Genomic DNA, 25,352 nt, shown 5'->3' with positions numbered 1-25,352 from the left:
CGGACCCGGTTCGCCCCGATGTCCGCCGTGTTACGTCACACTTCGGCGTAGCTGAGCTGCGGCTTCTCCTGCGTGTCGGTCGCACCGGCCGTGCGGGCCGCCGCTCCCCGAAGGTATACGGCCCAGGTGACGAGGGAGCACACCCCGTAGAAGAGGAGGAAGGCGACGTAGGCCCCGGTGCCGGAGCCCACCGTACGGAAGGACTGCCGCAGGGCGAGGTTGATGCCGAGCCCACCGAGCCCGCCGACGGCCCCGATCAGCCCCATCGCCGCCCCGGAGAGCCGCCGCCCGTACGCCGCGGCCTCGTCCCCCGTGAGCCCCTTGGCCTCGGCCTTCGCCTGGAAGATCCCGGGGATCATCTTGTACGTCGATCCGTTGCCGAGCCCGGTGAGCACGAACAGTGCGACGAACGCGCCGACGAACAGCGGCAGGGACTCCCGTACGGACGCGACGACGACCACGCCGGTCGCGGCCCCCATCCCGAGGAAGTTCCCCAGGGTGATGCGCGCCCCGCCGAACCGGTCGGCGAGGCGTCCGCCGACGGGCCGGATCAGCGAGCCGAGCAGCGGCCCGACGAACGTCAGCTGGGCGGCCTCCAGGGGCGTGCGCCCGAACTGCGTCTGCAGGACGAGCCCGAAGGCGAACCCGTACCCGATGAACGACCCGAACGTCCCCACGTACAGGAACGACATGATCCACGTGTGCGGGTCCCGGGCCGCGGCCTTGACCGCCCCCGTGTCGTTGCGGACGGACGAGATGCTGTCCATGAAGAGGAAGGCGCAGACGGCGGAGACGAGGACGAGCGGGATGTAGATCCCGAGCACCAGGCGCGGACCGCCGCCCGCCCCGATGACGGCGAGCCCGACGAGCTGCACCACGGGCACGCCGATGTTGCCGCCCCCGGCGTTGAGCCCGAGGGCCCACCCCTTCTGCCGCAGCGGGAAAAAGGAGTTGATGTTGGTCATGCTGGAGGCGAAGTTGCCGCCGCCGATGCCGGTGAGCAGCGCACACACCATGAAGGTGCCGTACGACGTCCCCGGCTCCATGACGACGAAGGCGGCGACGGTCGGCAGGAGCAGCAGGGTGGCGGCGATGACGGTCCAATTGCGCCCCCCGAACCGGGCCACGGCGAAGGTGTACGGAACGCGGACGACGGCCCCGACGAGGGTGGCCATCGACACGAGGAAGAACTTCCCGGCGGCGTCGATCCCGTACTCGGGCCCCATGAACAGGACCATCACCGACCACAGACTCCACACGGAGAACCCGATGTGCTCGGACAGCACGGAAAACGCCAGGTTCCGCCGCGCGACCCGCTCCCCGCCCCCGTCCTTCCAGAACCCCTCATCCTCCGGGTCCCACCGCTCGATCCACATCACACGCCTCCAGAGGTCTCCCCAGCCGCCCCACGGCCACCGGCCAACACCTCCCCAAGCTAGGCACCCCGCATTTCCCCCTCATGGCCTCCGGTGACCGTGGGGGAACGTTGCTCTCACGGGGGGTGGGGTGGGGTGGTGAGGGGGCGGGGGGCGAAAGGGCCCGGGGGCCCGGGAGGGGCGGGGCTGCGTATCACGCCAGCGGTATCACGCCCGCCCCTCCCACTCCCTCACCTTGCGCCGGAGCCGGTCCTCAATGCGCCGCATCCACTCCCATGAGGTCATGTCCGGCGGCGCGAGCAACCCGCAGTCCATCCCGGACAAAGCCTCCTCCAACCCGTCATCGGTCGGAGCGACGGACCGCAGCGCCTCGATGTCACGCAGCATCTCGCGAGCGTATTCGGGCTGCTCGCCCACGAAGTAGCCGTCCACCACAGCGTCGCGGTCCGGAAAGAGGTCCAGGCAGTCCTGGTGAAAGCCGCCCCTCATCAACCGGCTGATGGCCGACCTCATGGCACGGGAAGGAACCTCAGTCGTGTCCAGGTCCCCCGGGGGCATCAGCACTCCGTCACGGGAATGGTTCTTGACCCACGTCGACACGTAGGAACGCAGAAGTTTCGGGAAGCTCGGCAAACACGAAACCCATCGCTTCAATTCTGATCGGCTGTCCGCCCGTGAGAGCTGTGCACGGGCCTGTCGCGGCTCGACGCAGTCCCGCCTCAGCCCAGATGCGTGTCCCCCAGCGAGATCAGCAGGCGGCGCAGCGCCCCGTCGAGGGTCGTGCGTTCTTCCGGGGTCAGAGTCGCCAGCATGTCGTTCTCGTTCGCCACGTGGTCGACCACCGCGCGGTCGACCAGGTCCTTGCCCGCGTCGGTGAGGCGGACGCGGATGGCGCGGCGGTCGTCGGGGTCCGGGCGGCGTTCGATCAGGCCCTTGCGTTCCAGCTTGTCGAGGCGGTTGGTGATGGCTCCGGAGGTCACCATCGCCGTCTTGAGGAGGCCGCCCGCGGTCAGTTCGTGCGGGGCGCCGACCCGGCGGAGCGTGGCGAGGACGTCGAACTCCGCGAACTCCAGGTTGTACTCGGCGAAGACCCGCTTCATGCCCTTGCTCAGCAGGTGGTCGGCGCGCTTGATGCGGCCCACCAGGGCCATCGCGTCGAGGTGGGAAAGGTCCAGGTCGGGGCGTTCGCGGCGCCATTGACCGCGCAACTCGTCGATGGCGTCCGCGGAGTCGGCCACGTCTGCGGCCTCCGCTGGGAACGTGGCCTCCGCGACCTCCTGGCCAACGGCTTCAACCTGGCCGACGGCTTCAACCTGACCAACGGCTTCCACCTGGCCAACGGCTTCAACGGCCTTCCGAGCAGCCATGGACGTCCTCCTCCTGCGTCGGAGCCAGATCCGTCGACGCAATCTCTCAACGTTCAGATACTTGACGTTCGCAGACCCAGGGCTCATATTTATCTCAACGTTGAGAATAACAGCGTTCAAGGGAACGTCGAGGGGGAGCTCATGTCCATCACCAGCAGCAGCACCAGCACCGGCACCGGCACCGGCACGCACCGTGCGACCGGCGCCCGAAGCCTCTCGACCCCGCCCCCGGCCCCGCCCTCGGCCCCGGCTCCGACCCCGACGTCGGCATCCCGCCCCTCCGCCAAAGCCGCCGCAGGCATCGCCGCCCTCGCCGCCATCGGCCCCGCGACCTGGGGTACCACCTACGTCACCACCACCGAACTCCTCCCCGCCGACCGCCCGTTGCTCGCCGCCGCCCTGCGCGCACTGCCCGCCGGGCTCATCCTCCTCGCCCTCACCCGGCGACTGCCGCGCGGCGACTGGTGGTGGAAGGCCGCCGTGCTCGGTGTGCTCAACTTCGGCGCCTTCTTCCCGCTCGTCTTCTTCGGCGCCTACCACCTGCCCGGCGGCGTCGCCTCGACGATCAGCGCGGTCATGCCGCTCCTCGTGGCGGGCTTCGGGGTCGGCGTACTGAAGGTGCGCCCCACCCGTCGTACGTTGATCGCGGGACTCGTCGGAGTCGCGGGCGTCGCCCTCCTCGTCCTGCGCGGCAGCGCGGTGGTCGACCTCGCGGGGATCATCGCCATGCTGACGGCCACGACACTGATGGCCTTCGCCGTAGTGCTGAGCAAGCGGTGGGGGCGCCCCGAGGGAGTCTCGCTCCTGGCCCTGACAGGCTGGCAGTTGACCGCGGGCGGCCTGGTCCTGGCCCCCGTCGCCCTCACCGCCGAGGGCCTGCCCGACCACTTCACCGGCGCCAACATCGCCGGATACGCCTACCTCGGCATCATCGGCACGGCCATCGCGTACGCCCTGTGGTTCCGCGGCATCGAACGCCTCCCCGCGTCCTCGGTCTCGTTCCTCGGCCTGACCAACCCGGTGGTCGCCACACTCGCGGGCCTGCTGCTCCTGGGCCAGACGCTGACCGTGTGGCAACTCGTGGGCCTGGCCCTGGTACTGGCCAGCGTGCTCCTCGGCCAGGCCAGGAACACCGGCCCCCGAAAGCCCAAGTCGAGCTGACGCCTCCCTCGAACGTTCCCGAGAACCCCAAGACCATCCCCGCCGATCCGCCCCAGCCCCAGCCCCAAGGAGCAATCCCATGAACCCCCTGCGCATCACCGTCTTCGGAGCAGCAGGAAACACCGGCAGCCGCGTCGTCACCGAAGCGCTCTCCCGGGGCCACAAGGTCACCGCCGTGGCCCGCGACGCCGCCCGCTTCACGGAGCTGCACCCCCGCGCCGAGCACCGCACGGGCGACGCGGGGAACCCGTACGACGTAAGGGAGTTGAGCGCACACCAGGACCTGATGGTCAATGCGACCAGACCGGCTCCGGGCCGCGAGGGCGACCACGCCGCCATCTCCAAGTCACTGCTCACGGGCCTGTCCGGCACCGGCGTCCGCCTGCTGGTGGTCGGCGGCGCGGGCAGCCTCACGGTGCCCGGCACGGACGGGGTCCTCGCGATCGACGTCCCGCGCTACGTCCCCGCGGCTTGGCGCCACATAGCCGAGGCATCCAACGCCCAGTACGACGCGCTCCGCACGACGGACACGGACGTGGACTGGACGTATCTGAGCCCCGCGGCCCTCTTCGAGCCCGGCATCCGCACAGGCACGTTCCGCCTCGCCAAGGACGAACTGCTGGTGGACGCGGACGGCAACTCGGCCATCTCGATGGAGGACTACGCGATAGCGCTCCTGGACGAGGCGGAAAGCCCGGCCCACCACCGCGCACGGTTCACGGTCGGATACTGACCTCTCTACGATCCCTTCCGCGTTCCAGCTCAAACCACAGCAACTTGCCTCCGCTGCCGGTGAGTTCCTGTCCCAGCAGCCACCCACCCCACGAATCGGCACACTCGCATACGAGATGCAGCCCCCGCCCGCCACCGGAGTCCTCCGAGGGGGGCGCCGCCATGTGACCCCCGAGGGATCCGGGCGGCTTGTCGAAGGGGGCCGGAATATGGGAACTGGTGTCCCACACCCCCACCCGAAGCCGCCCCGCCCGCACGGAACGCAGCCGCAGCGAGGCGGGGCCTTTTGCATGCCGGTAGGCATTGGTGACCAGCTCGGACGTCAACAGCTCTGCGACGTCTCCGAGTTCGGTCATGACGTGCCCGACGAGGGCTGCCCGCAGAGTCATACGGGCGACGCGCGGGGCACGGGGGTCGTGGGGCAGATGAAGCGCGTAGGACCAGCCTTCGGGTGGGGCTACGGTGACCATGGATGGCTCCTGGGAGGAAGGGGGCCCTCTTGGCGTCCGACGGGGGCGATGCCGCCGTGATGCGGCGCTCTTCCCGCCGTAAACGGGGCCGGTGGGACGAGTACCGGGAACACCTCCCCGTCAGCCTGATCGACCTGGCCGAACTGGAGCACCACGCACGGCAGTTCCGAGTCGCGCTAGTCATCCACATTCCCGCACTCCTACAGACCACGGAACATGCCCGCGCCCTCTTCCGCACCGTGGTCCCGCCCATGCGCCAGTACGAGATCGAGCACCGCCTCACACACCGCATCAAACGCCAGGAAGTACTCCACAGGGACTCCCCCACCCCGTACGCGGCGACGATCCACGAGTCCGCCCTGCGCATGGGCTTCGGCGGCCCCACCACCAGCCGCGCCCAGCTGCGCCATCTTGTCGACATGAGCGAGCTGCCCGACGTCACGATCCGGGTCATCCCTTTCGGGAACGCCGCCTTCCCTGGGACCGGACAGTCCGTCGACTACCTCGCCGGAGCCGTTCCACAACTCGACACGGTGCAGCTGGACACACACCACGGGTGCGAGTTCCTGGACGGGGAGGCACAGTTGGCGAAGTACCGCACCGTACTGGACCGGCTGGAGCACGGCGCGCTCACCCCGCGCGCGTCACGCGACCTCATCCACCACCTCGCCCAGCAACCCTGAGAGAAGCCCTCATGCGACCCCAATGGCAGAAGTCGACCTTCAGTGGCGACTCCTCGAACTGCGTCTACGTAGCCGCCCCCACCCCCACCACGATCCGCCTCCGCGAAAGCGACACCCCCGAGACCATCCTCACCACAAACCCCCACTCCCCTGCACGCCCTCCTACGAGCGCTCAAGGAAACCAGGCAGCAGCCCACGCCCCGCTAAGCCGACGGAGGATATTGCGGGCCGGGGTGGGGAGCGGTGTAGGGGTTGGGGTTGGGGTTGGGCTGACCGTACTGACCGTACGGCTGCTGCGGCTGTCCGTACTGTTGTGGCATCTGAGGCGCGTACGGCCCTTGCGCATACGGAGAAGGGGTCGAGGGCGGATAAGCACTCGGGTACACCGGCGCCCCCAGAGGCGTCCCCAAAGGCGGGCCCACCTGCGAACCCGGTGGCAGATAGCGAAGCCGACCCGTTTCATCCGTCACCGGCACGAACCCCATCCCCTGCAACCGCGCCGCGAACTTCGCGTTGCGATGGCGGTTGACGACGAAGCCGATGCCCACGAGGACCATCAGGGCGGCCCAGATGACCCCCGCGATGACGAAGTCGCCGCTCTCGCCGCCGAAGCGGAACGCCAGAATCACCGAGGCCAAGGTGACGCCGCCGATGCCGTACAGCATGCGCTGCTCGGCGTTCTTGCCGGTGAGGTCGAACTTGGCGCGGGCCTTGAGCAGTTCCACTGCCTCGGGCTGCAAGGGAGGAAGCGCACCGGCCTCGGCGGCGTGCGGGTACATGGCCCAGGACTGGGCCGCCCGCCGCCGCGCCTGAGGGCTCGGGTCGGGGGCGATGAACAGCTGGAGCTGGGCGTTGCGGCCGCCGGAGTAGCGGGCGTCCACGTACTGGTAGCCGAACTGCTCGGCGACGAAGGCGAGTCTCGACACCTTCTTCAGCGAGGACATGGGGCTGGTCAGCACGACCGGCTCCCCGCTCGCCATCAGCCGGAACATCCTCCGCACCTGACCACTACTGACCCGCACCCGCCCGCTGCCCACGACGTCCCCATCCTCTGGTCGACTTCCCGCGACCAGCCTCGCCCGTCCTACCGATTGACCGACTGAACCTCTCGTACGAGCACATCCTGCGCCGCACCGAACTCACCTGCGGGCAGATCGCCGCCCTCCCCCGTCGTGCTCGTCCAGCTCACCTTCCACGTGAGGGTGGCCTGGAGCTCGTACGGGCCGTCGCCCGACGACCGCAGATACCGCACTCCGCACGGCGGATCCGTGTCCGCAGGCGTGCCCTTGGCGCGGGGCGAGCCGATGCGGCCGTTCTCGATGGGGCACTCGCCGGAGGCGGGGTACGTCTCGGCGTCGCCCGTTCCCGGCTCGATCTTCAGGGAGACCGGCTCGGCGGTGGTCGTCGCGGACAGGTCCGTCCCCGGGAGACTCGCGGTCACCGCGACCTTCTTGAACCTGGCCTTGTCCAGCCACACCCAGGTCGGCAGGTTGACCTTCGTCTCGCCCTCGGGCGCCATCTTGATCTCGGTGTCGGGGACCGGGAGTTGACCGTACGCGTACTCGGCCAGGATCTTGGGCGTGACCGCCAGCGGCTCCTTCGGCGTCTCGCCGTCCGCCACCCAGAACGGGAGTCGGTCGCAAGCCTTGGCGCCGGGTTCGTCCTTGCGCTTGTCGTCGACGGCCGCCGCCCAGAACTGCCCGTCGCCCTGCTTGTCGAGGTTGTAGCCCTTGTAGGGGTGGCCTTCCTTGAAGTACGAGTCGAAGATCCCGCCCACGAGGTCACCGATCCCGAAGACCTTCACGTGCCGGATCGCCTTGACCGTGGCCTCGATCTGCTTCGGGGTGTAGGCGGGTTCGTACCAGCAGGCCGGCGGGTCCCAGTTGCTGTTGGCGGGCGTCAGCGTGCCGGTCTTCGCGGACTGCGGGCTGCCTTCGACCGTTGTCTGGATCTTGGTCTGGATGCCGAGGTTCTTGCCTTGGCGAGTGCCCTGGGACTGCTGTTGGTGCCCGATGTCGCCGCCGCCCACGGTGTCGCCGCCTCCGGCGTGGGCAGTTGCGGGGATCAGCGCCACAGCCACCGCGAGGCCAGGGGCGAGCCAGCTGGGCGACGCCTTCCAAACCCTCACGGCGTGCACTTCTCAGATGCCGTCGTGGACGTGACGGAATCTGTCTGCCACACGCCCTTTCCGTTCTTCTTCACACGGGTGTTGACGAAGGCGTAGTCGCTCGGCGAGGCCTTGATCGACCTGTCCACCGTACCGGTCTTCAGGTCCTTGGGGTACGTCTTGGTGCCGTCCTTGCAGTACGACACCGCCGCGACACCGTCCTTGAGGAAGGTGACCTTACGGTCGTAGTACCGAATGGTCCCGACGAAGGTCTTCTTCTTCTCCTGGAACCCCTGGATGTACTCCGCCGACGAGATCAGACCGTCGCCCGCCGCGTAGAACTTCAGCGCCGGGTGGTCCTTGGCCTGGACGGTGACCGCCTCGATCAGCGAATCGACCCACCGCGCGTTGTCCGCCAGCACGGCGTCCTTCTTCGGATCCCCGGTCTTGCCACCCTCGAAGACGTTCTTCACGCCCTTGGGCAACTTGACCTCCGGACGAGCGACCCCGTCGTCGGACGCCCCGGCGGACGGCGACTTGCTCTGCTTGTCACCCGAGCCCGAGCCCGATCCCGAGTCCGCTCCCGCGATCTTGTCGCTGTCCTTCGCGTCTCCGTCGCTCCCTCCGCAGGCCGACAGCGAGACGACTGCGACGGCAGCCAGGGCGGTCGCGGCGAGCAAGGTGGGGCGGCGTTTCACGGTCAGCTCCTGTGGGGGGGGTGGAGTGGGTGGAGTGAACCAAGCTATCCATGAGCGCTGAGCCATGCCAGCGGCGGGTTCACCGGGCGGGAATGGGAGCAACGGGCACAACGGGGGCAAGGAAAACGGGTGCAAGGAAGGGGACAACGGGAACGGGGAGTGGCCGGGCCGCCGCCCGGCCACTCCCCGCTCGATCACTACGCTCCCGCAAGCTTCCAGATCACGGGCTTCCCGTCCTCCTTCTCGGCCCAGTGGACCTCAAGAGACTTCGAACCCGCCGGAACCAGGTACGTCTCGCAGAGCACGTGGCTTTCGCCCGTCTTCCAGCCCTCCAGGTCCAACTCGTCCTCGCAACCCGGCGCGTCCTCGGCGGCGCCGATGAGCAGGCCGCCGCGGGTGCCGTCCGCGTAGATCTCCGTCGTCTCCGCGACGTCCGGGGTGTCCTTGAGCGGGGCGCCGCCCTTGTGCGTGATCTTCATGTGGGCGGTGGCCACGACCAGGCCCTTCGCGTCCTTCGGGTCCGAGACCAGCTTCTTGGTCTCGGCCTCCGTGCCCACGTCGACCTTTTGGGCGGCGACGTCGTACGTGACGGTCGCGTCGCCCTCCTTGACCTTGCCCGTGGTGGTCTCCCCGGCCTTCAGCGCGGTGGGCTCCGCCGGCTTGTTCTGGGACTTGGGCGCGTCCGCCTTCTTGTCGTCCGACTTCTTGTCGTCACCGCCACCGCAGGCGGTGAGCGCGAGGGCCAGTACGGCGACGGGGGCGGCGACGCGCAGCGCGGTCTTCCTGTAAAGCAAAGAGATCTCCTGGCAGAGGTGGGTCCACCGCTCGGCACATGATGGACCGGCAAGCGGCAGGGAGAGCCGTCAGCTTAGGAGTCGGCTCCAGTGGGCGTCGAGATCGTTACGGTCCGCCACCGACCGAGTGTTGGCGAATGCAACGCTTTGCGCGGAATGCAGTCCGATCGCGCCAGGGGCAGCAGTTCTTGCCGAGGGCGGCGTTCGCTGGAGTGAATTCTGGGGCCTGTGGTGCAGCCGTGGCCCATGGGTCAGGAGTTCCCAACGACCGCATTTACCACGGCATTTCAGCCGAATGCGGTCGCCAATTCATACGTAACAGTCGCGCAACGCATTGGATCGGTCACCGATATCCCGACAACCGCCCCACTTCGCTGCTGAGCCTCCGTTAACACCGCTAACACCGCGAAGAGGGCCGGGAGACGGACGGCCACAACCTCGGCTTCCGCTTCGCCGCCAGGTCCTCGACCCAGCCCACGGCCACCACCATCAGGCCGATCAACGGCCAGACCAGCACGGTCATCCACAGCATGTACGTCGAGTCGAGCGCCGCGCTCCAGCGTTCGTCCGCCATGAGCGGCAGGTCGTACGCCATGTCGATGATCGGCACCGTCGCCATGATGAGGAGGTTGTGCCAGAGGTAGATCGTGACCGCGCGATTGTTGGAGAGCGTGACCAGCTTGTCCCACTTCGCCAGCCTTCCCAGCAACTCCCGCCACGACGGCGCGTACTGGAGCAGGATGACCACGAACCCGAACGACCACGTCGCCTGCGCCAGCGGGATGTCGTTCAGATCCCAGCCGTCCGGACCGGGATGGCCCGACGCCCACCACAGGCCGAACGCCATGACGAGGGCTGCCGCCGACACCGCCAGGTAGCGGGGGACCTGGGCCAGCAGACCCTCCTGGTGTGCGAAGCCAAGGACCCAACAGCTGCCGTAGACCGCGAAGTCAGAGATCGCGTTGCCCGTCTCGCCGGGGATCGTGACGACGCCGGTGCCGACCACCGCCGTCAGCGCCAGCGGTGCGAGCAGCGTCGCCCACGGAAGCTTCCGGAACGCCCGCAGCAGCAGGGGGGACGCGATGACGAACCACAGGTACGCGCGGATGTACCAGAGCGGGCCCACCGCCTGGTCCGCCCAGGTGTCCTCCAGGAGGCCCGTCGGAGAGCCAAGGTGCCAGGGGTACGGCGGCGCGCCCACCGGGAACACATAGTTGGCCAACGACAGCAGGCCCCAAGTGCCACCGAGGTCGGGGTCCTCGGAGACGTCCCAGCCGCCCGCGAAGAGCAGGAAGAGCACCGCCGCGCCGAACACCCACATCGGAGGCAGCAGGCGGCGGACGCGGCCCTTGATCACTTCCCGCGCCGGACGCTTCAGGGAACGCGCCATCAGTGAGCCCGCCAGCGCGAACATCACCCCCATGGAGGGGAAGACGATGGTCAGCCAGGCCCAGCCGAAGAGGTGGTACAGGACGACGCGGACGAGCGCGAGGGAGCGGAGGAGGTCGAGGTAGCGGTCGCGGCCGCCCGGCTGCTTCCCAGGCACAGGTACAGGTACAGGCACGGGCACAGGCACAGGCACGGGCACGGGCACGGGCACGGCCGCAGTCTCCGGCGCGACCTGGGACACAGCCTCGGGAGCACGTTCGGGTACGCGTTCCGGTACGTAGCCATGGTTCATCCGACCGGCCTCCGCTCATGAACGCCCGGCCGTCGGCGAGGAATGGCGACGGGCGCCGCCACCGCCCCCGTACGCCGGAGCTTCTGCCAGCGGAGTCGGCCTCCGGTGAGTGCGGTGATCCAGGACTGGAGCAGCACGACGTACATCAACTGCCGGTAGAGGATCTGCTGGAGGGGCAGCGCGATCAGGTGGGACGGTCGTTCGCGGTCCAGGCGGAAGGCCCATGCCGCGCAGACCGCCTGCACCGCGAGCACGCCGAGCCACGCGGCGATCGTCTTCTGGGTGGGGCCGAAGACCAGGCCGTAGAGGAGGAACACGTCGATCAGTGGGGCGAGGAGCGGGGCCAGGACCATGAACAGCGACACCAGCGGCAGGCCGACCCGGCCGAACCGGCCGGAGGGGCCTGACTCGACGACCGCCCTGCGGTGCTTCCAGATCGCCTGCATCGTGCCGTACGACCAGCGATAGCGCTGGGACCAGAGCTGCTGGACCGACTCCGGGGCCTCGGTCCAGGCGCGCGCCCGCTCCGCGTACACGACCCGCCAGCCGTCGCGGTGCAGCGCCATGGTGATGTCGGTGTCCTCGGCGAGCGTGTCGTCGCTCATGCCGCCGACCCGCTTAAGGGCGGAGCGCCGGAACGCGCCGACCGCGCCCGGGATGGTCGGCATGCAGCGCAGCACGTCGTACATCCGGCGGTCGAGGTTGAAGCCCATCACGTACTCGATGTGCTGCCAGGCGCCGATGAGGGAGTCGCGGTTGCCGACCTTCGCGTTGCCCGCGACGGCGCCCACGCACGGGTCGCCGAAGGGCTGCACGAGTTCGCGGACGGTGGATCGCTCGAAGACGGTGTCGCCGTCCATCATCACGATGATGTCGAAGCGGGCGTTGGCCATGCCGCGGTTGAGGGCGGCGGGTTTGCCCGCGTTCTCCTGGCGTATGACGCGTACGCCCGGCAGGTGCAGCCCTTCCACGAGGAGCGCCGTGCCGTCCGACGAGCCGTCGTCGATGACGATGACCTCGATGGGGTGGTCGCCCGCCGTCAGGGAACGGACCGTCGCCTCGACGCACTTGGCTTCGTTGTAGGCCGGGACCAGGACCGAGACAGGCTCGGTGATCTGCGGGCCCCAGCGGAAGTTCCGCTTCCGTACTCGGCGCGCGTGCACCGCGGAGAGCAGCAGCATCAGTCCGAAGCGGGTGAAGACCAGCACGCCGATGACGACGAGTGCCACGACGAGCGCGTCGGTGAGGTGCTCGGAGGCGCCGACCAGGAGGACCCACGCCTTCCCCTTCCACCGCTCGACGCCGGTCACCCGGGTGTGGGCGCTGGGCGCGCCCAGGGCCTCGGTGAGGTTTCTGAACTCGTAGCCCTGCTGCCGCAGTTCGGGCAGGAAGCGGTCGAGCGCCGCGACGGTCTGGGAGCGGTCGCCGCCGGAGTCGTGCATGAGGACCACGGCGCCCTCGCCGCCCCGGGGCGTGGCCCGGCGGACGATCGCCTCGACGCCGGGGCGCTTCCAGTCCTCGCTGTCGGTGTCGTTGACGACGGTGAGGTAGCCACGGCCGCCCACGTACCGGGTGACGGGGTACGACTTGTCGTCCATCGCGTACGCGAAGGACGAGTACGGCGGGCGGAAGAGCGAGGTCCGGATACCGGCGGCGCCCGCGAGGGCGAGCTGGCTCTGCGCCAGTTCCCGGTCGATGCGGCCGGTCGACCGGTAGGAGAGGTCAGGGTGGTTGAACGTGTGCAGGCCGACCTCGTGCCCCTCGTCCACCATGCGCTGGACGAGGTCCGGATGGCGCGAGGCCATGGTGCCGGTGACGAAGAAGACGGCGTGGGCGTGGTGCTCCTCGAGGACGTCGAGGATCTTGGGCGTCCACTTCGGGTCGGGGCCGTCGTCGAAGGTCAGCACGAGCCGGTGGTCGGGCACGCTCAGCGTGGCCTCGCGCCCGCCCCGGGTGTCGATGACCGGGCCGCCCTCCAGGATCTTGCGCGGTACGTGGTCCGTGGGCGCCGGGGGCCTGACGCGGTGGTCGGCGAGTATCTCGCTGTGCACGTACCCGCGCAGCATCAGCATCGCGAGCAGCGCGACGAGGAGCAGGGAGGGCAGCAGGTAGCGCAGGGGCAGGCGACGGCGGCGGTTGCGACGGGGCGCTGCGGGCGGGGTGGGTGCGCCGGGTGGGCTGGGCGGGGTGGGTGCGCCGGGTGGGCCCGGCGTACTGGAGTACGTGCCAGGTGGGCCGACGGGTGTCCCCTCACCCTCACCGTGGCGTTCGGCGCGGCGGCTCTGCGCACGACGGGGCTGAGCATGTTGGAGCTGAGCCTGACGGGACTGAGCCTGACGGGACTGAGTCTGACGGGGCTGAGCCTGACGGGTCCGGGCACGATCGGCCCGGGTTCCGCCGATCCGGAAGCGGTCCGACCAGCTCCCGGCCGTACGGGAGTTCATCGCTGCACGCCCCCCGCGGACGGCCCGGTGTCCGCGGCGGCGGCGCGGGCGGCACCCGGAGGCGTGTAGACCACGGGAACCTCCCCGCCACTGCCACTGCCACCGCCAGAGCCACCGCCAGCACCCGTACCGCCCCCACCGGCACCTCCGCTGCCGCCCCCACCGCTCCCGCCACTTCCGTCGGCCCCGGGCACCGGGGGCCCCGGCGGCGGGTCGGCGGGCGGGGCGGTCGGCTCGGTCGGGGCGGGGTGCGGGCCCGCGGTGCCGCCGGTCGGGGCCGGGGCGGGGGCTCCGCCCGTCGGGCCCGGGGCCGGGGCGGGCTTGTCGTCGCGGTCCGCGGCGGCGGGGCCGGGCCGCGCGCCGGTCGCGTCGCCGTCCTCGGACCGGGAGGGGGCGGGCCCGCCGCCGATGCCGATCTCGGGTGCCGCGCCGGTGTCGTCCGTCGCGTCGGCCGACGGGGCCGCACGGGCCGGGGTGCCCGGACCGGCCGGAGCCGCCGAGCGGCCGGGCGGCACGTCCACCGTGCTCGCAGGCCTGTCGTCCTTGGGGCCCGGCATGGGCAGCCAGGGCGCGCTGGAGTTGCCGGAGAACAGCGTGCCGACGATGACCGCCGCGTACACCGCGCAGGCGATGCCGACGATCACTCCGAACCGGCGGTACCTGCGGCCGCGCCGGCCCGTCGCGTCGACGAAGACCGGGCCGTCGGCCGCGCCCTCCTGACCGGGTTCGGCGGGCAGGTCCGCAAGTTGTCGCCCCAGGCCGTCGATCTGCACGGTGACTTCGTTCGGATCATGGGTATGTCCTGGTCGGGCAGCTTCTTGCCACGTTTCCATGCGCACGTACAAACCCCCACATAACTGGCTCGGGGTGCGTGTGCGGCCATGAATGTCCGCTGTCCGGACCGGGCCCCCACCCGGTCCGCGCGCTCCCCCTTGTGCACTGCCTTGTGCCAGTGCACTTGAGACATGTGTACGCGGTGGAATCGCGATGTGCTTATCAGTCAGCGCCGACTCATCATGATGAGTGAATCTGCGGCGGGTACCCACGCGTTCGCGGGCATCTCCAACCACCGTTCCTCGGCGGCGAGCGCCGCGGCAGCCGCTCGCAGGGCGGTGAAACCCGGGTGCACAAGGCCTTTTCGCCATACCAGCGAGACCGGGGAGAGCGGGACGGGATCGGTCAGCGGCCGCAGCTCGGCCCCCGGCATGGCCGGAAAGTCCACCACCGCCAGGACCGGATTCCGGCTCTTCGCCATGACTCGTTCGAATTCCTCGACGCCGACGGCGAGCGGTGCGGGTGGCGCGATCTCGATGCCGCGCCCCTCGAAGAGCCGGTGTGCGAGGTCGGTCCACTCGGGGGTCCTGGGGTTGCCCGCCCCCGCGTACACGGTCTCGCCCGCGAGCGCGTCCAGCGGCACCGCGGCGAGCTCCGCCAGCGGATGCCCGGTCGGCAGCAGCACGGCCATCGGCTCGTACCGCACGGGCTGTTGGGCGAGTTCGGCCCGCAGCGCGGGATCGAGCCCCGCGAACCGGCCGAAGGAGACGTCGAGGCGCCCTGCGATCATCTCGGCCGCCGCGCCGGTGAGCCCGCTCTCGAAGCGGGCCATCAGCTCACACTCCGGGGCGAGTGCACGGGCCCGTTCCAGGATGCGCCCGAAGACGAGGCCGGGACTGTTCACGTCGACGAGCAGCGGCCGGGCCCCGCCGGTGACCGCGTCGGCCAGGTCGTCCTGGGCCGCCAGGACCCGCCGCACGTACGGCAGCAGCCGCTCCCCGTCGGCGGTCAGCGTCACCTGCCGCGTCGTACGGGCGAAGAGCTCGGCCCCCAACTCCCGCTCCAGGCGCCGCACATCACGGCTCAGCGCCTGCTGGGCGACGTACAGCCGGGCGGCCGCCCGGGTGAAGTGCAGCTCCTCCGCGACCGCGACGAACGCGCGCAGCAGCCGGGGGTCCACGTCTCGGCGCACGCCACCGCCGCGTACGACTGGTTCTGCGGTCATCGCAGGAACCTACATCGCAGGAATACACATCGCAGGAATCCACAACGCAGGAATCTGCAACGCGGATGCGTGAATCGGCACCCAGAAGGTGTTGGACCCCGTCGATCACCCCCGGCGAAGGTGGCTCCATGCCCAGCGACACTCCGGTCCGCCCACGCCGCTCCCGCCCTCGCTCCCGTCCCCGCCCCCGCGTCGCCCTCCCCCGCACCCCCTACGCCCGCCTCTTCGCGATACCCGGCGCCACCGCCTTCACCGTCGGCAACCTCGTCGCGCGCCTGCCCATGGGCATGTTCAGCGTGAGCGCCGTCATCATGATCTCCGGAGCGCGCGGTTCGTACGCCCTGGCCGGTGCCGTCACCGCCACCGGCCTCGCGGCGACCGCCGTCGTCGCGCCCTGGACGGCCCGTCTCGTCGACCGCCACGGCCAGGCGCGCGTCGCCGTCCCCGCCACCCTCGTCGCCGCCCTGGGCTCGCTCTCACTGCTGCTGTGCGTGCGCTACGGAGCGCCCGACTGGACGCTCTTCGCGTCGTACGCCGCCACGGCCACGACCCCCAACACGGGAGGCATGTCCCGGGCCCGCTGGGCCCACCTCCTCAAGGACGACGCACAGGCCGTGCACACCGCCAACTCCTTCGAGCAGGCCGCCGACGAACTCTGCTTCATGCTCGGCCCGGCCCTCGCGGCCTTCCTCTGCGGCGCGCTCTTCCCCCAGGCGGGCACCCTGACGGGCGTGATCCTGCTGGTCACCGGCGTCCTCGTGTTCGCCGCCCAGCGCACGACCGAACCCCCACCCCGACTCCGTACAAGTACGTCCGCGAGTACGTCCGCGAGTACGTCCGCCGAGGCGAAATCGCCCCTCCGCGCGCGCGGGATGCCTGCCCTCCTTGCCGCCTTCCTCGCCACCGGAGCCGTCTTCGGCTCCCTGGAAGTCGTCACGATCGCCTACGCGGACACCCAGGGGCACAAGGGCGCCGCAGGGGCCGTCCTCGCCCTCCAGGCAGCGGGCTCCTGCGCCGCGGGCCTCGTCTACGGAGCCGTGACACCGCGCGGGTCCCTCGGCCGCCGCCACCTCCTGTGCGCCGCCGCGATGGCCGCCCTGATGACGCTACCCCTGCTCTCCGTAGTGGCGGCGGACTCGCTGATCGCCCTCTCCGGAGCGCTGCTTGTCGCCGGGATGGCGACGGCGCCCACGATGGTCACCGGCATGACGCTCGTCCAGCGCCGTACCCCCGAGGGGCGGCTGAACGAGGGCATGACCCTCGCCGTGACCGGCCTCCTCGGGGGCATCGCGTGCGGCGCGGCGGGCGGTGGCTGGACGGTGGAGCACCTGGGCGCCGCCTCGGGTTACGGGGTGCCGGTCGCCGCCGCCTGCTGCGCTCTGCTGCTCAGCAGCGCACAGGCTTGCGCCACGAGCACTCCAGCTCGCCGCCGCCCCGCTCGGCCGCGCGCGTCGAACGCGGCGTGACCGGCACGGCCCGGTCCCCGGTGGAGGAGGCGAGGGTCACCACGATCGCGTCTTCGAGTGCCTTCACGGACGACGGCAGGTAGTTGTTCAGGATGATGCTGAAGACCAGCTCGCGCCCGTCCTTGTCCTTGACGTAGCCGGACAGTGCGGACGCCCCCGTCAACGAGCCCGTCTTGGCATGCACGTTGAGGGCCGCCGGGGTCCCGCACATCCGCGAGCGCAGCGTGCCGCCGGTGAACTTGTCCGGGGCGCACGCCACCGGCAGGGACGCGTACCAGTCGGCGAACCACGGTTCGCCCCGCACCGAGCGCAGCAGCGTGACGTACTGCTCGGCCGCGACGTTGTCCTTGCGCGAGAGCCCCGAGCCGTCGACCTGACGGATCTTGCCGGGGTCGACGCCCGCCGTCTTCAGGTACCCGCCGATCGCGGCGAGGCCGTCGCCCCAACTCCCGGGCCTGCCGGTCGCCTTGTGCCCCATGGCCTTGGTGAGGCTCTCCGCGTGCATGTTGTTGGAGAGCTTCATGAAGGGGATCATGAGGTCTTTGAGCCGCATGGAGTCGTGCGAGGCCAGTTGCCGGGCGCCCTTCGGCGTGGCGGTCCCCGTCCTGGTCGGTCCGCTCACCCGCACGCCGTGCGCGGCGAGGGCGTCGCGGAAGACGGCGGCCGCGTATCCCGTGGGCTCCCAGACGGTCACCCACTCCTTGGTGGTGCCCCCGCCGACGGGGACGGTGCCGCTGACCGTGATGGTGTTCCTGCCGTGCTGCCGCTCCACGGCGACGGTGTCGGCGCCGCCCGCGGCGACGGTGGTCGCGCGCAGATCGATGTCCACGTAGTCGGTCTTCGGCGTCACGCTCACGCGCGGTTTGTCACCGGCCCGCGCCCCGGGCGCCACCTCGACGATGACCGTCCCGGTGTCGTAGTCCGTGTCGGGCGCGACGCTCAGGGCGCTGATCTGCGCCGCGTAGTACGAGGACTCGTCGTCGCCGCCCCACGTGTCACCGATGCGCCTGCTGTCGAAGCGGGTGTCGTCGGCCACGAGGCGCCCCGAGACCCGCCGGATGCCCGAGTCGGCGATCTTCGCGGCGAGTTGGTCGTAGTCCTTGGCGAGCGTCGTCGGGTCACCGGTGCCGCGCAGGTACAGGTCGCCCCGGAGCGTCCGGCCGTTCCTGGGCCCGTCGGAGAGGACGTCCGTGGTGAAGCGGTGGTCGGGGCCGAGGAGTTCCATGGCGGCCGCCGAGGTGAGCAGCTTGGTGTTGGAGGCGGGCATCAGGCGCCCGCTGGAGCGGTGCTGGTACAGGACGTCGCCGGACGCGGAGTCGGCGACGACGACACTGGCCACTCCGCCCTCCATGCGGGGGTCGCCGAGGATGGTGTCGATGGCTTCGGGCAGTCCCGAGCGGTCGGAGTCGGCGCCGGCCGGGGAGCCTGCGGAGAGGCCGGCCGCCGCGACGGCGAGCACGGCGGGCCAGATCCAGTGGCGCATGCGGGTGTGGACGCGTCTCACGGGTCTCTTCATGACCCTGGAGCATCCCCGACTCGGGCGGCCCGCGACAGACCCCGCTCCGGAAGGCGGCGCGGGGATCTGGCGCGGGGTCCCATGGAAAAAGCCCCCCGGCCCGAGGGCCGGAGGGCTTTCGCCGCACATGGGAATTGTGGAGATGGCGGGAATCGAACCCGCGTCCAACGGTGCAGAATCAGGGCTTCTCCGAGCGCAGTTCGCTGCGATTTTCTCGGCCCCGGAGATCTCGCGAACAAGTCTCCGACGGGCCCAGTCACTGTTTGATTTCCCATCGAACCCCGTGACCGGATTCGATGGTTTAGTCCCCTAGATTATGCCAGGGTCCGGGTCGGGAACACCCCCGGGCTGACACCCATTAAGGGTCCTTCACTCACTGCTAATTAAGCAGCGAGGGCGAAGGACTGGGAATCGCTCTTGGAATTGGCGATTATTGGTTGCGACATATGGTTTACGAGATCATTGTCGCTTCCTCGGCTCGCTTCCCCTGCTTCGACATCCGCTGTCGAAACCGATCATCCCCATGTTGATTTTTCAAGGTGGATCTGTGGATCTTTCGATCTTCCGATCCGGGCGCCCCGTCACTGGCGGGGCATGACCCATCGTACGTGACCAACGTACGACGGTGCCAGCCTATTCCTGTCGGGTGGGCCGGGCTAGGCGATGCCCTGTCGGCGGCGCACCTCCGAGACCGCGCGGCTCGTCTCCCTCGTGTCCTGCTTCTCGCGGAGGGTCTGCCGCTTGTCGTACTCCTTCTTGCCCTTGGCCAGCGCGATCTCGACCTTGACCCGGCTGTCCTTGAAGTACAGGGCGAGGGGCACGATCGTGTGACCCGTCTCCTGCGACTTGGACTCCAGCTTGTCGATCTCGGCGCGGTGCAGCAGAAGCTTGCGCTTCCGCGTGGCGGAGTGGTTGGTCCAGGTCCCCTGGACGTACTCCGGGACGTGGATGTTGTGCAGCCACGCCTCGCCGCCGTCGATGTGCACGAAGCCGTCCACCAGGGAGGCCCGGCCCATCCGCAGCGACTTGACCTCGGTGCCCATCAGCACCAGGCCGCACTCGTAGGTGTCCAGGATGTGGTAGTCGTGCCGCGCCTTCTTGTTCTGCGCGACCATCTTCCGGGCAGGGGCCTTCTCAGCGGCCTTCGCGGCCTTGCGCTTTACCTTTTCCTTCGCCATAGTGCGGCCATTTTCGCACTACGAGGGGGGTCCGAGGCCAGTCAATACTGTCTCGGCCCGCTTCTCGGCCCCCGCCTCGGCCTCCAGGTCCGGTGTGATGCCCCGGCCGTCGACCGCGCGCCCCGAGGGAGTGCGGTAGTGGCCGACGGTCAGCTCGGCGACCGATCCGTCGGGCAGGCGGCTCGGCATCTGGACCGACCCCTTGCCGAAGGTCCTCGATCCCACCACGACCGCGCGGCCGCGGTCCTGCAGGGCGCCCGTGAGGAGCTCGGCCGCGCTCATCGTGCCGCCGTCGACGAGCGCGACCACGGGTCTGACCGTGTCACCGCCCCGCGGGGCGTGCAGCGCCTTCTGCTCCCCGCGCACGTCGTACGTGGCGACCAGGCCGCCGTCGACAAGGGCGGACGCGGCAGTGACCGCCTCCGACACCAGGCCTCCGGAGTTGCCGCGCAGGTCGAGCAGTATCCCGGCGCCCTCGGGGGCCGTGCGCACCGCGGCCCGCACATCCTCTCCGGAGCCCTTGGTGAACGCCGCGACCTTGATCAGGACGGCCCCGCTGGGCAGCTTGCTGACCGTGACGGGGTCCGTGGAGAGGTGGGCCCTGTGCAGCGTCACCCGCCACGCGCGCGTGGCGTGCTCCATGCCGAGGACCACCGGGGTGCCCGCCCGGTCGCCGCGCAGCAGGGCGAGGACCTCGGTGACGGGCCGGCCGGTGACGCGCTCGCCGTCCACGGAGCGCAGCCGGTCGCCCTCGCGGAGCCCGGCCCGGTCCGCGGGCCCGCCCCGCTGGACCCGGGACACCTCGATGAGTCCGCCGGCCGTGCGCCGGGCCCACAGGCCGACGCCCGTGTACCCGCCGCCGAGGGCCTTCTCGAATTCCTGGTACTCCCCCGAGGAGTAGACCGAGCCCCAGCGGTCCCCGCTGCGGCTGACCGCTTCCTCGGCGGCCTTCTTGCCGGACTTGCCGTCGGCCATGGCCTCGGCGGCCGCGTCCGCGGCTTGCTCGGCGGTGCCCGAGCGCACTGGGGGAGGTGGCGTGTTCCGGCCGTCGTCCGCGGCGCCGCTCCAGGAGCCGGTGGCGGCTCCGGTGGCGAGGACGCTCACGAAGACCAATGTCAGGGTCGCCCCGCGGCGGATGCGGCGGGGCGGGGAGAACCGGTCGGCGAACCGGTCGAGGCCTGACATGACGGTGAGTCTAGGACAACGGAGGGCGCCGTACGGTGGGTTGAACCGCACGACGCCCGGACACGCTGAGGGCTCTTGTCACACCTTCAGGTACTTGCGCAACGCGAAGAACGCGGCAAGCGCGGGCATCAGAAGGCCGATCGCGAGGACCAGCGGCAGCTTGGCCAGGACCGCGTCCCAGCCGATGAAGTTGATCAGGTTGATCTTCTCGGAGAGTTCGAGACCGTGGTCGATCATGAAGTACCGGCCGATCAACAGCATTCCGCAGGCGAGACCGCCGCCGATGAGGCCGGCGACCGCGGCCTCCATGATGAACGGCATCTGGATGTAGAAGCTGGACGCGCCGACGAGCCGCATGATGCCGGTCTCGCGTCTGCGGCTGAACGCCGATACGCGCACGGTGTTGACGATCAGCATCAGCGCGACGACGAGCATCAGCGCCATCACCGCCACGGCCGCCCAGTTCATGCCGTTCAGGAGCCCGAAGAGGTTGTCCAGATAGCCCTTCTGGTCCTGCACGGCCTGCACGCCGTCACGCCCGGAGAAGGCGGTCGCGACCACCTGGTACTTCTCCGGGTCCTTCAGCTTGATGCGGAACGACTCCTGCATCTGGTCCGGCGTGAGCGAGCTGGACAGCGGGGAGTCGCCGAACTGCTCCTTGTAGTGCTTGTACGCCTCGTCCGCCGACTCGTGCTGGACCTTGTCCACGACGGGCATCTTCTTCAGATCGGAGAGGATCTGGTCCTTCTGCTCGTTCGTGACGGCGCCCTTGGCGCACTTGGGGTCCTGCTCGGCGTCGGCCTTGTTGCACAGGAAGATCGAGACGTTGACCTTGTCGTACCAGTAGCCCTTCATCGTGCTCACCTGGTCGCGCATGAGCAGCGAACCGCCGAACAGGGCGAGCGAAAGCGCTACGGAGACGACGACCGCGAAGGTCATCGTGAGGTTCCGGCGGAGACCGACGCCGATCTCCGACAGGACGAACTGGGCGCGCATGGCGGCCTTTCAGTGGATCAGGTGGATCAGACGGTACGAGCGGGACGGGGCCGTCGGGGAGACGGGACCGTCAGTGCTGGTAGCCGTAGACGCCGCGCGACTGGTCGCGGACGAGACGGCCCTTCTCCAGCTCGATGACCCGCTTGCGCATCTGGTCCACGATCTGCTGGTCGTGGGTGGCCATCACGACGGTGGTGCCGGTCCGGTTGATCCGGTCGAGCAGCTTCATGATGCCGACGGACGTCTGCGGGTCGAGGTTGCCGGTCGGCTCGTCGGCGATGAGGAGCTTGGGGCGGTTGACGAACGCGCGCGCGATCGCGACGCGTTGCTGCTCACCGCCGGAGAGCTCGCCGGGCATCCGGTCCTCCTTGCCGCCGAGGCCCACGAGATCGAGGACCTGGGGCACGGACTTGCGGATCTCGCCGCGGGACTTGCCGATGACCTCCTGCGCGAAGGCCACGTTCTCGCCGACGGTCTTGTTGGGCAGGAGGCGGAAGTCCTGGAAGACGGTGCCGAGCTGGCGGCGCATGTGCGGCACCTTCCAGTTGGACAGGCGCGCGAGGTCCTTGCCGAGGACGTGCACCTGGCCGTGGCTGGTGCGCTCCTCACGCAGGACGAGCCGCAGGAAAGTGGACTTTCCGGAGCCGGAGGAGCCCACCAGGAAGACGAACTCGCCCTTCTCGATCTCGAGGGAGACGTCCCTGAGCGCGGGGCGGGTCTGCTTCGGATAGGCCTTGGAGACGTTGTCGAATCGGATCACGGATGCACCACGGGTTGCCGGGGGTAGGTGAGCGTGACCCTACGCGAACCCGGCGCACGAGCGCAGTCGGCGTCCTGAGTTGCGCGGATTGTCTCGGAAGTACGGGGGTACGGATCCGTCGTAACCCGTCGAGAGGCCGAGAGGCGGCGGGCCGCGCCGAAATCCGCGGAAGCTGGCACAGTGGTAGGGGGAACGATTGAGTTCCCCCCAGCGTTGGGCAGGCTGAGACTGTGCGGGAGGAGAAGCGCATGACCCTGGATCGGTTGGTGTGCGCGAACTGCGCAGCGCCCGTGAGTGAAGGCCGCTGCCCCGTGTGCCGGGTCAATCGCGAGCGCATGCAGCAGGAAGGGCCCTTCGCCGGGCTCAACCCCGCGGCACTGATAGCGCTGCTCGTCGTGCTGATCGCCGCGGTCGCGCTCCTCGCGCACCAGACCGCGTAGCAGTAGCAGCACCGGAGGCAGCGCGGAAGGGCCCGGAGCTTCGCGAAGCTCCGGGCCCTTCTTTCACACGTACGTGACGCACCCGTACGTGGCGTACGTCACCGCCTGAGTCAGGCAGCGGCGCCGCGGTTGCCGACGAGACGCGGCAGGAAGCGGAAGCCGATGCCGCCGGCGATCATCGTCGCGGCACCGATCAGCAGGAACGTGGTCTCGGCGGCGCCGGTCTCGGCGAGCTCGCCGCCCTTGTCGGACGCCTGGGCGGCGTTGCTGCCACCCTGCTCGACCGGCTTGGAGCCGGTGTCGGACAGGCTGTCCTTGCCCTTGCCCTGCTCGACGGGGGCGGCGCCGCCGTCGGGGTCGGTGTCGTTGCCGCCGTGGCCGCCACCGTTGCCGTTGTCGCCGCCGTCACCGTTGCCCGGGTCGGTCGGGTCCGTGGTGGGTTCGGTCGGGTCGGTGGTGGGCTCCGTCGGCTCCGGGTCCTCGGTGGGCTCGGTCGGCTCGTCCGTCGGCTCCTCCGGGTCGGTGGGCTCGCTGGTGGGCTCGGTCGGCTCGTCCGTCGGCTCATTCGGGATCGACGTGGGCTCGTCTCCCGGCTGCACGTCCACGTCCACGCCGACGCCGCTGTCGTCGGCGTGCGCGCCGACGCCCACACCGCCGAGGTCGACACCGACGTCGAGCGCCGAGGCGGCACCCGCGGCGGTCAGCGAGGCACCGGCGGCGATCACGGCGCCGGCGGCTATCCGCGCGACACGGATCCGCGTCTTCTTTGTCATCTGGCTGCTACCCCCAGTAGCTCAAGTGTCAGTGAGGCAGCGTCCGGGGCCGCGTCCGCCGGGGGCGATTTCGATCAGCCCCCACGGTTCCCACGCGCCCCAGGAATACGCATGCCGCGCGCTAGCCTTTCCACTTTTCACAGCAGCGTCAAGGTCGTTGCGGGCGCGATGTCCGATATCGGGGTAGTTGACCGTCCTACGGAGATGTGACTGTGACGTAAAAGGCAACTGCCGCCTCTTGGGCGGCAGTTGCCTTGTCGATAAAGCCGTTCTCGGCGGCTTTTACTTCTCCTGCTGCTTGCGCCAGCGAATTCCGGCTTCAAGGAAACCGTCGATCTCGCCGTTGAAGACGGACTCGGGATTGCCGACTTCACACTCCGTCCGCAGGTCCTTCACCATTTGGTACGGGTGCAGGACGTACGAACGCATCTGGTTGCCCCAGGAGTTGCCGCCGTCGCCCTTGAGCGCGTTCATCTTCGCCTGCTCCTCCTGGCGGCGACGCTCGAGGAGCTTCGCCTGGAGGACGTTCATCGCGGTCGCCTTGTTCTGGATCTGCGAGCGCTCGTTCTGACAGGAGACGACGATGCCGGTCGGCAGGTGGGTCAGGCGGACCGCGGAGTCGGTCGTGTTGACGCCCTGGCCGCCGGGGCCCGAGGAGCGGTACACGTCGATGCGCAGTTCGCTCTCGTCGATCTCGATGTGGTCGGTCTGCTCGACCACGGGGAGGATCTCGACGCCCGCGAAGGAGGTCTGGCGGCGGCCCTGGTTGTCGAAGGGCGAGATGCGGACGAGGCGGTGGGTGCCCTGCTCGACGGAGAGCGTTCCGTAGGCGTACGGGACGTTGACGGCGAAGGTGGTCGACTTGATGCCGGCCTCTTCCGCGTACGACGTCTCGTAGAGCTCCGTCTTGTAGCCGTGGCGCTCGGCCCAGCGCAGGTACATGCGCTGCAGCTTCTCGGCGAAGTCGGAGGCGTCGACGCCGCCGGCCTCCGCGCGGATGGTGACGACGGCCTCGCGGGAGTCGTACTCACCGGAGAGGAGGGTCCTCACCTCCATCTCGTCCAGCGCCTTCTTGACGGACCCGAGCTCGGTCTCCGCCTCGGCGCGGGTGTCCGGGTCGTCCTCCTCCTCGGCCATCTCGAACAGCACGCCGAGGTCGTCGATGCGCCCACGCAGCGCCTCGGCCTTCCTGACCTCCGCCTGGAGGTGGCTCAGCTTGCTGGTGATCTTCTGCGCCGCATCCGGGTCGTCCCAGAGGGACGGTGCGGCCGCCTGCTCCTCGAGCACGGCGATATCGGCCCTCATCTTGTCGAGGTCCAGGACGGCCTCGATCGACTCCATGGTCGAGGAGAGGGACTTGAGCTCTTCGGATACATCGACGACTGCCACGACTCCAGCGTAACGGTTACGGCAAGCGGGACGGTCCTCGCGGGGGCGGGGCGGTGGGGGTGGGGGGCGCTTCCGTCCGCACGTGCCTGCGGGCGGTGGGGGCCGGTCGCGCAGTTCCCCGCGCCCCTGAGAGGGCG

23 protein-coding genes, 1 other RNA gene and 2 pseudogenes are annotated in these 25,352 nt (G+C 69.7%); 6 read left to right on the top strand and 20 right to left on the bottom strand.

The window, feature by feature from the left end:
* Positions 1–35: 35 nt before the first annotated feature.
* The 3 genes from ABZ953_RS17245 to ABZ953_RS17235 form a co-directional block, all read right to left on the bottom strand.
* Positions 36–1,376, bottom strand: a complete 1,341-nt coding sequence (locus ABZ953_RS17245; RefSeq protein ID WP_361723805.1) for a nitrate/nitrite transporter — start codon at positions 1,374–1,376, stop codon at positions 36–38.
* A gap of 207 nt (positions 1,377–1,583) precedes the next feature.
* Complete coding sequence (locus tag ABZ953_RS17240) at positions 1,584–1,889, bottom strand: contact-dependent growth inhibition system immunity protein (RefSeq protein ID WP_361723802.1); 306 nt, start codon at positions 1,887–1,889, stop codon at positions 1,584–1,586.
* Positions 1,890–2,095: 206 nt separating this feature from the next.
* Entirely contained in the window at positions 2,096–2,614 is a 519-nt protein-coding gene (locus ABZ953_RS17235; RefSeq protein WP_361723799.1) for a MarR family transcriptional regulator, read from the bottom strand.
* 270 nt (positions 2,615–2,884) lie between these two features.
* Between ABZ953_RS17235 and ABZ953_RS17230 the strand changes: the two genes are divergently transcribed.
* Complete coding sequence (locus tag ABZ953_RS17230) at positions 2,885–3,904, top strand: EamA family transporter (protein WP_361723796.1); 1,020 nt, start codon at positions 2,885–2,887, stop codon at positions 3,902–3,904.
* A 79-nt stretch (positions 3,905–3,983) separates the two neighbouring features.
* The gene (locus tag ABZ953_RS17225; RefSeq protein WP_361723793.1) at positions 3,984–4,637 is read left to right on the top strand and encodes an NAD(P)H-binding protein; all 654 of its coding nucleotides are present in this window, start codon (positions 3,984–3,986) and stop codon (positions 4,635–4,637) included.
* Here ABZ953_RS17225 and ABZ953_RS17220 read toward each other — a convergent pair.
* The gene (locus tag ABZ953_RS17220; protein ID WP_361723790.1) at positions 4,621–5,106 is read right to left on the bottom strand and encodes an ATP-binding protein; all 486 of its coding nucleotides are present in this window, start codon (positions 5,104–5,106) and stop codon (positions 4,621–4,623) included. The genes ABZ953_RS17225 and ABZ953_RS17220 overlap by 17 nt on opposite strands.
* Positions 5,107–5,180: 74 nt before the next feature.
* Between ABZ953_RS17220 and ABZ953_RS17215 the strand changes: the two are divergent.
* Positions 5,181–5,789: pseudogene (locus ABZ953_RS17215) on the top strand (DUF5753 domain-containing protein); the annotation flags it as partial.
* 11 nt (positions 5,790–5,800) lie between these two features.
* Positions 5,801–5,875, top strand: a pseudogene (locus tag ABZ953_RS17210) (DUF397 domain-containing protein); the annotation flags it as partial.
* A gap of 117 nt (positions 5,876–5,992) precedes the next feature.
* On the opposite strand, the gene ABZ953_RS17205 reads toward ABZ953_RS17210, so the two are convergent.
* The 8 genes from ABZ953_RS17205 to ABZ953_RS17170 form a co-directional block, all read right to left on the bottom strand.
* Positions 5,993–6,781, bottom strand: a complete 789-nt coding sequence (locus ABZ953_RS17205; RefSeq protein WP_361723787.1) for a hypothetical protein — start codon at positions 6,779–6,781, stop codon at positions 5,993–5,995.
* 92 nt (positions 6,782–6,873) lie between these two features.
* A complete protein-coding gene (locus tag ABZ953_RS17200; RefSeq protein ID WP_361723784.1) occupies positions 6,874–7,917 on the bottom strand; it encodes a hypothetical protein in 1,044 nt (347 codons plus the stop codon).
* Positions 7,914–8,594: a hypothetical protein gene (locus ABZ953_RS17195; protein ID WP_361723781.1), complete on the bottom strand. Its 681-nt coding sequence runs from the start codon at positions 8,592–8,594 to the stop codon at positions 7,914–7,916. Before ABZ953_RS17195 ends, ABZ953_RS17200 begins: the two co-directional genes overlap by 4 nt.
* A gap of 197 nt (positions 8,595–8,791) precedes the next feature.
* On the bottom strand, positions 8,792–9,388 hold the full coding sequence (locus tag ABZ953_RS17190; protein ID WP_361723778.1) for a hypothetical protein: 597 nt from the start codon (positions 9,386–9,388) through the stop codon (positions 8,792–8,794).
* A gap of 397 nt (positions 9,389–9,785) precedes the next feature.
* Entirely contained in the window at positions 9,786–10,934 is a 1,149-nt protein-coding gene (locus tag ABZ953_RS17185; RefSeq protein WP_361723775.1) for an acyltransferase, read from the bottom strand.
* Between the two features lie 131 nt (positions 10,935–11,065).
* Positions 11,066–13,513: a glycosyltransferase gene (locus tag ABZ953_RS17180; RefSeq protein ID WP_361723772.1), complete on the bottom strand. Its 2,448-nt coding sequence runs from the start codon at positions 13,511–13,513 to the stop codon at positions 11,066–11,068.
* Positions 13,510–14,286: a hypothetical protein gene (locus ABZ953_RS17175; protein ID WP_361723769.1), complete on the bottom strand. Its 777-nt coding sequence runs from the start codon at positions 14,284–14,286 to the stop codon at positions 13,510–13,512. The genes ABZ953_RS17180 and ABZ953_RS17175 overlap by 4 nt, the downstream gene beginning before the upstream one ends.
* A gap of 227 nt (positions 14,287–14,513) precedes the next feature.
* Positions 14,514–15,512, bottom strand: a complete 999-nt coding sequence (locus ABZ953_RS17170) for a LysR family transcriptional regulator (protein WP_361723766.1) — start codon at positions 15,510–15,512, stop codon at positions 14,514–14,516.
* 128 nt (positions 15,513–15,640) lie between these two features.
* Between ABZ953_RS17170 and ABZ953_RS17165 the strand changes: the two genes are divergently transcribed.
* Positions 15,641–16,978 (top strand): MFS transporter, encoded by a 1,338-nt coding sequence (locus tag ABZ953_RS17165; protein WP_361723763.1) that lies wholly within the window; start codon positions 15,641–15,643, stop codon positions 16,976–16,978.
* Here ABZ953_RS17165 and dacB read toward each other — a convergent pair.
* The 6 genes from dacB to ftsE form a co-directional block, all read right to left on the bottom strand.
* Positions 16,899–18,494, bottom strand: a complete 1,596-nt coding sequence (gene dacB, locus ABZ953_RS17160) for a D-alanyl-D-alanine carboxypeptidase/D-alanyl-D-alanine-endopeptidase (RefSeq protein ID WP_361723759.1) — start codon at positions 18,492–18,494, stop codon at positions 16,899–16,901. The two genes, ABZ953_RS17165 and dacB, sit on opposite strands and share 80 nt — an antisense overlap.
* A gap of 134 nt (positions 18,495–18,628) precedes the next feature.
* Positions 18,629–19,017: a transfer-messenger RNA gene (gene ssrA / locus ABZ953_RS17155) on the bottom strand.
* A 133-nt stretch (positions 19,018–19,150) separates the two neighbouring features.
* A complete protein-coding gene (gene smpB / locus ABZ953_RS17150) occupies positions 19,151–19,672 on the bottom strand; it encodes an SsrA-binding protein SmpB (RefSeq protein ID WP_361723756.1) in 522 nt (173 codons plus the stop codon).
* Positions 19,673–19,690: 18 nt separating this feature from the next.
* Positions 19,691–20,857, bottom strand: a complete 1,167-nt coding sequence (locus ABZ953_RS17145) for a S41 family peptidase (protein ID WP_361723753.1) — start codon at positions 20,855–20,857, stop codon at positions 19,691–19,693.
* Between the two features lie 78 nt (positions 20,858–20,935).
* On the bottom strand, positions 20,936–21,853 hold the full coding sequence (gene ftsX, locus ABZ953_RS17140; protein WP_361723750.1) for a permease-like cell division protein FtsX: 918 nt from the start codon (positions 21,851–21,853) through the stop codon (positions 20,936–20,938).
* A 70-nt stretch (positions 21,854–21,923) separates the two neighbouring features.
* Positions 21,924–22,613 carry a cell division ATP-binding protein FtsE gene (ftsE, locus tag ABZ953_RS17135; RefSeq protein WP_055569411.1) on the bottom strand — a complete coding sequence of 230 codons (690 nt, stop codon included), beginning with the start codon at positions 22,611–22,613 and terminating at the stop codon, positions 21,924–21,926.
* Positions 22,614–22,861: 248 nt separating this feature from the next.
* On the opposite strand from ftsE, the gene ABZ953_RS17130 reads away from it, so the two are divergent.
* A complete protein-coding gene (locus ABZ953_RS17130) occupies positions 22,862–23,053 on the top strand; it encodes a hypothetical protein (RefSeq protein ID WP_361723747.1) in 192 nt (63 codons plus the stop codon).
* Positions 23,054–23,163: 110 nt separating this feature from the next.
* On the opposite strand, the gene ABZ953_RS17125 is transcribed toward ABZ953_RS17130, so the two are convergent.
* Positions 23,164–23,826 carry an LPXTG cell wall anchor domain-containing protein gene (locus ABZ953_RS17125; RefSeq protein ID WP_361723744.1) on the bottom strand — a complete coding sequence of 221 codons (663 nt, stop codon included), beginning with the start codon at positions 23,824–23,826 and terminating at the stop codon, positions 23,164–23,166.
* Between the two features lie 282 nt (positions 23,827–24,108).
* Complete coding sequence (gene prfB, locus ABZ953_RS17120) at positions 24,109–25,215, bottom strand: peptide chain release factor 2 (protein WP_361723741.1); 1,107 nt, start codon at positions 25,213–25,215, stop codon at positions 24,109–24,111.
* Positions 25,216–25,352 lie beyond the last annotated feature (137 nt).

It is taken from the genome of Streptomyces sp. NPDC046465 (assembly GCF_040646035.1).
In the GTDB taxonomy this organism is placed as follows: domain Bacteria; phylum Actinomycetota; class Actinomycetes; order Streptomycetales; family Streptomycetaceae; genus Streptomyces.
The sequence above is the reverse complement of the archived record's forward strand: the minus strand, read 5'-3'. Positions and strand labels throughout refer to the sequence as shown.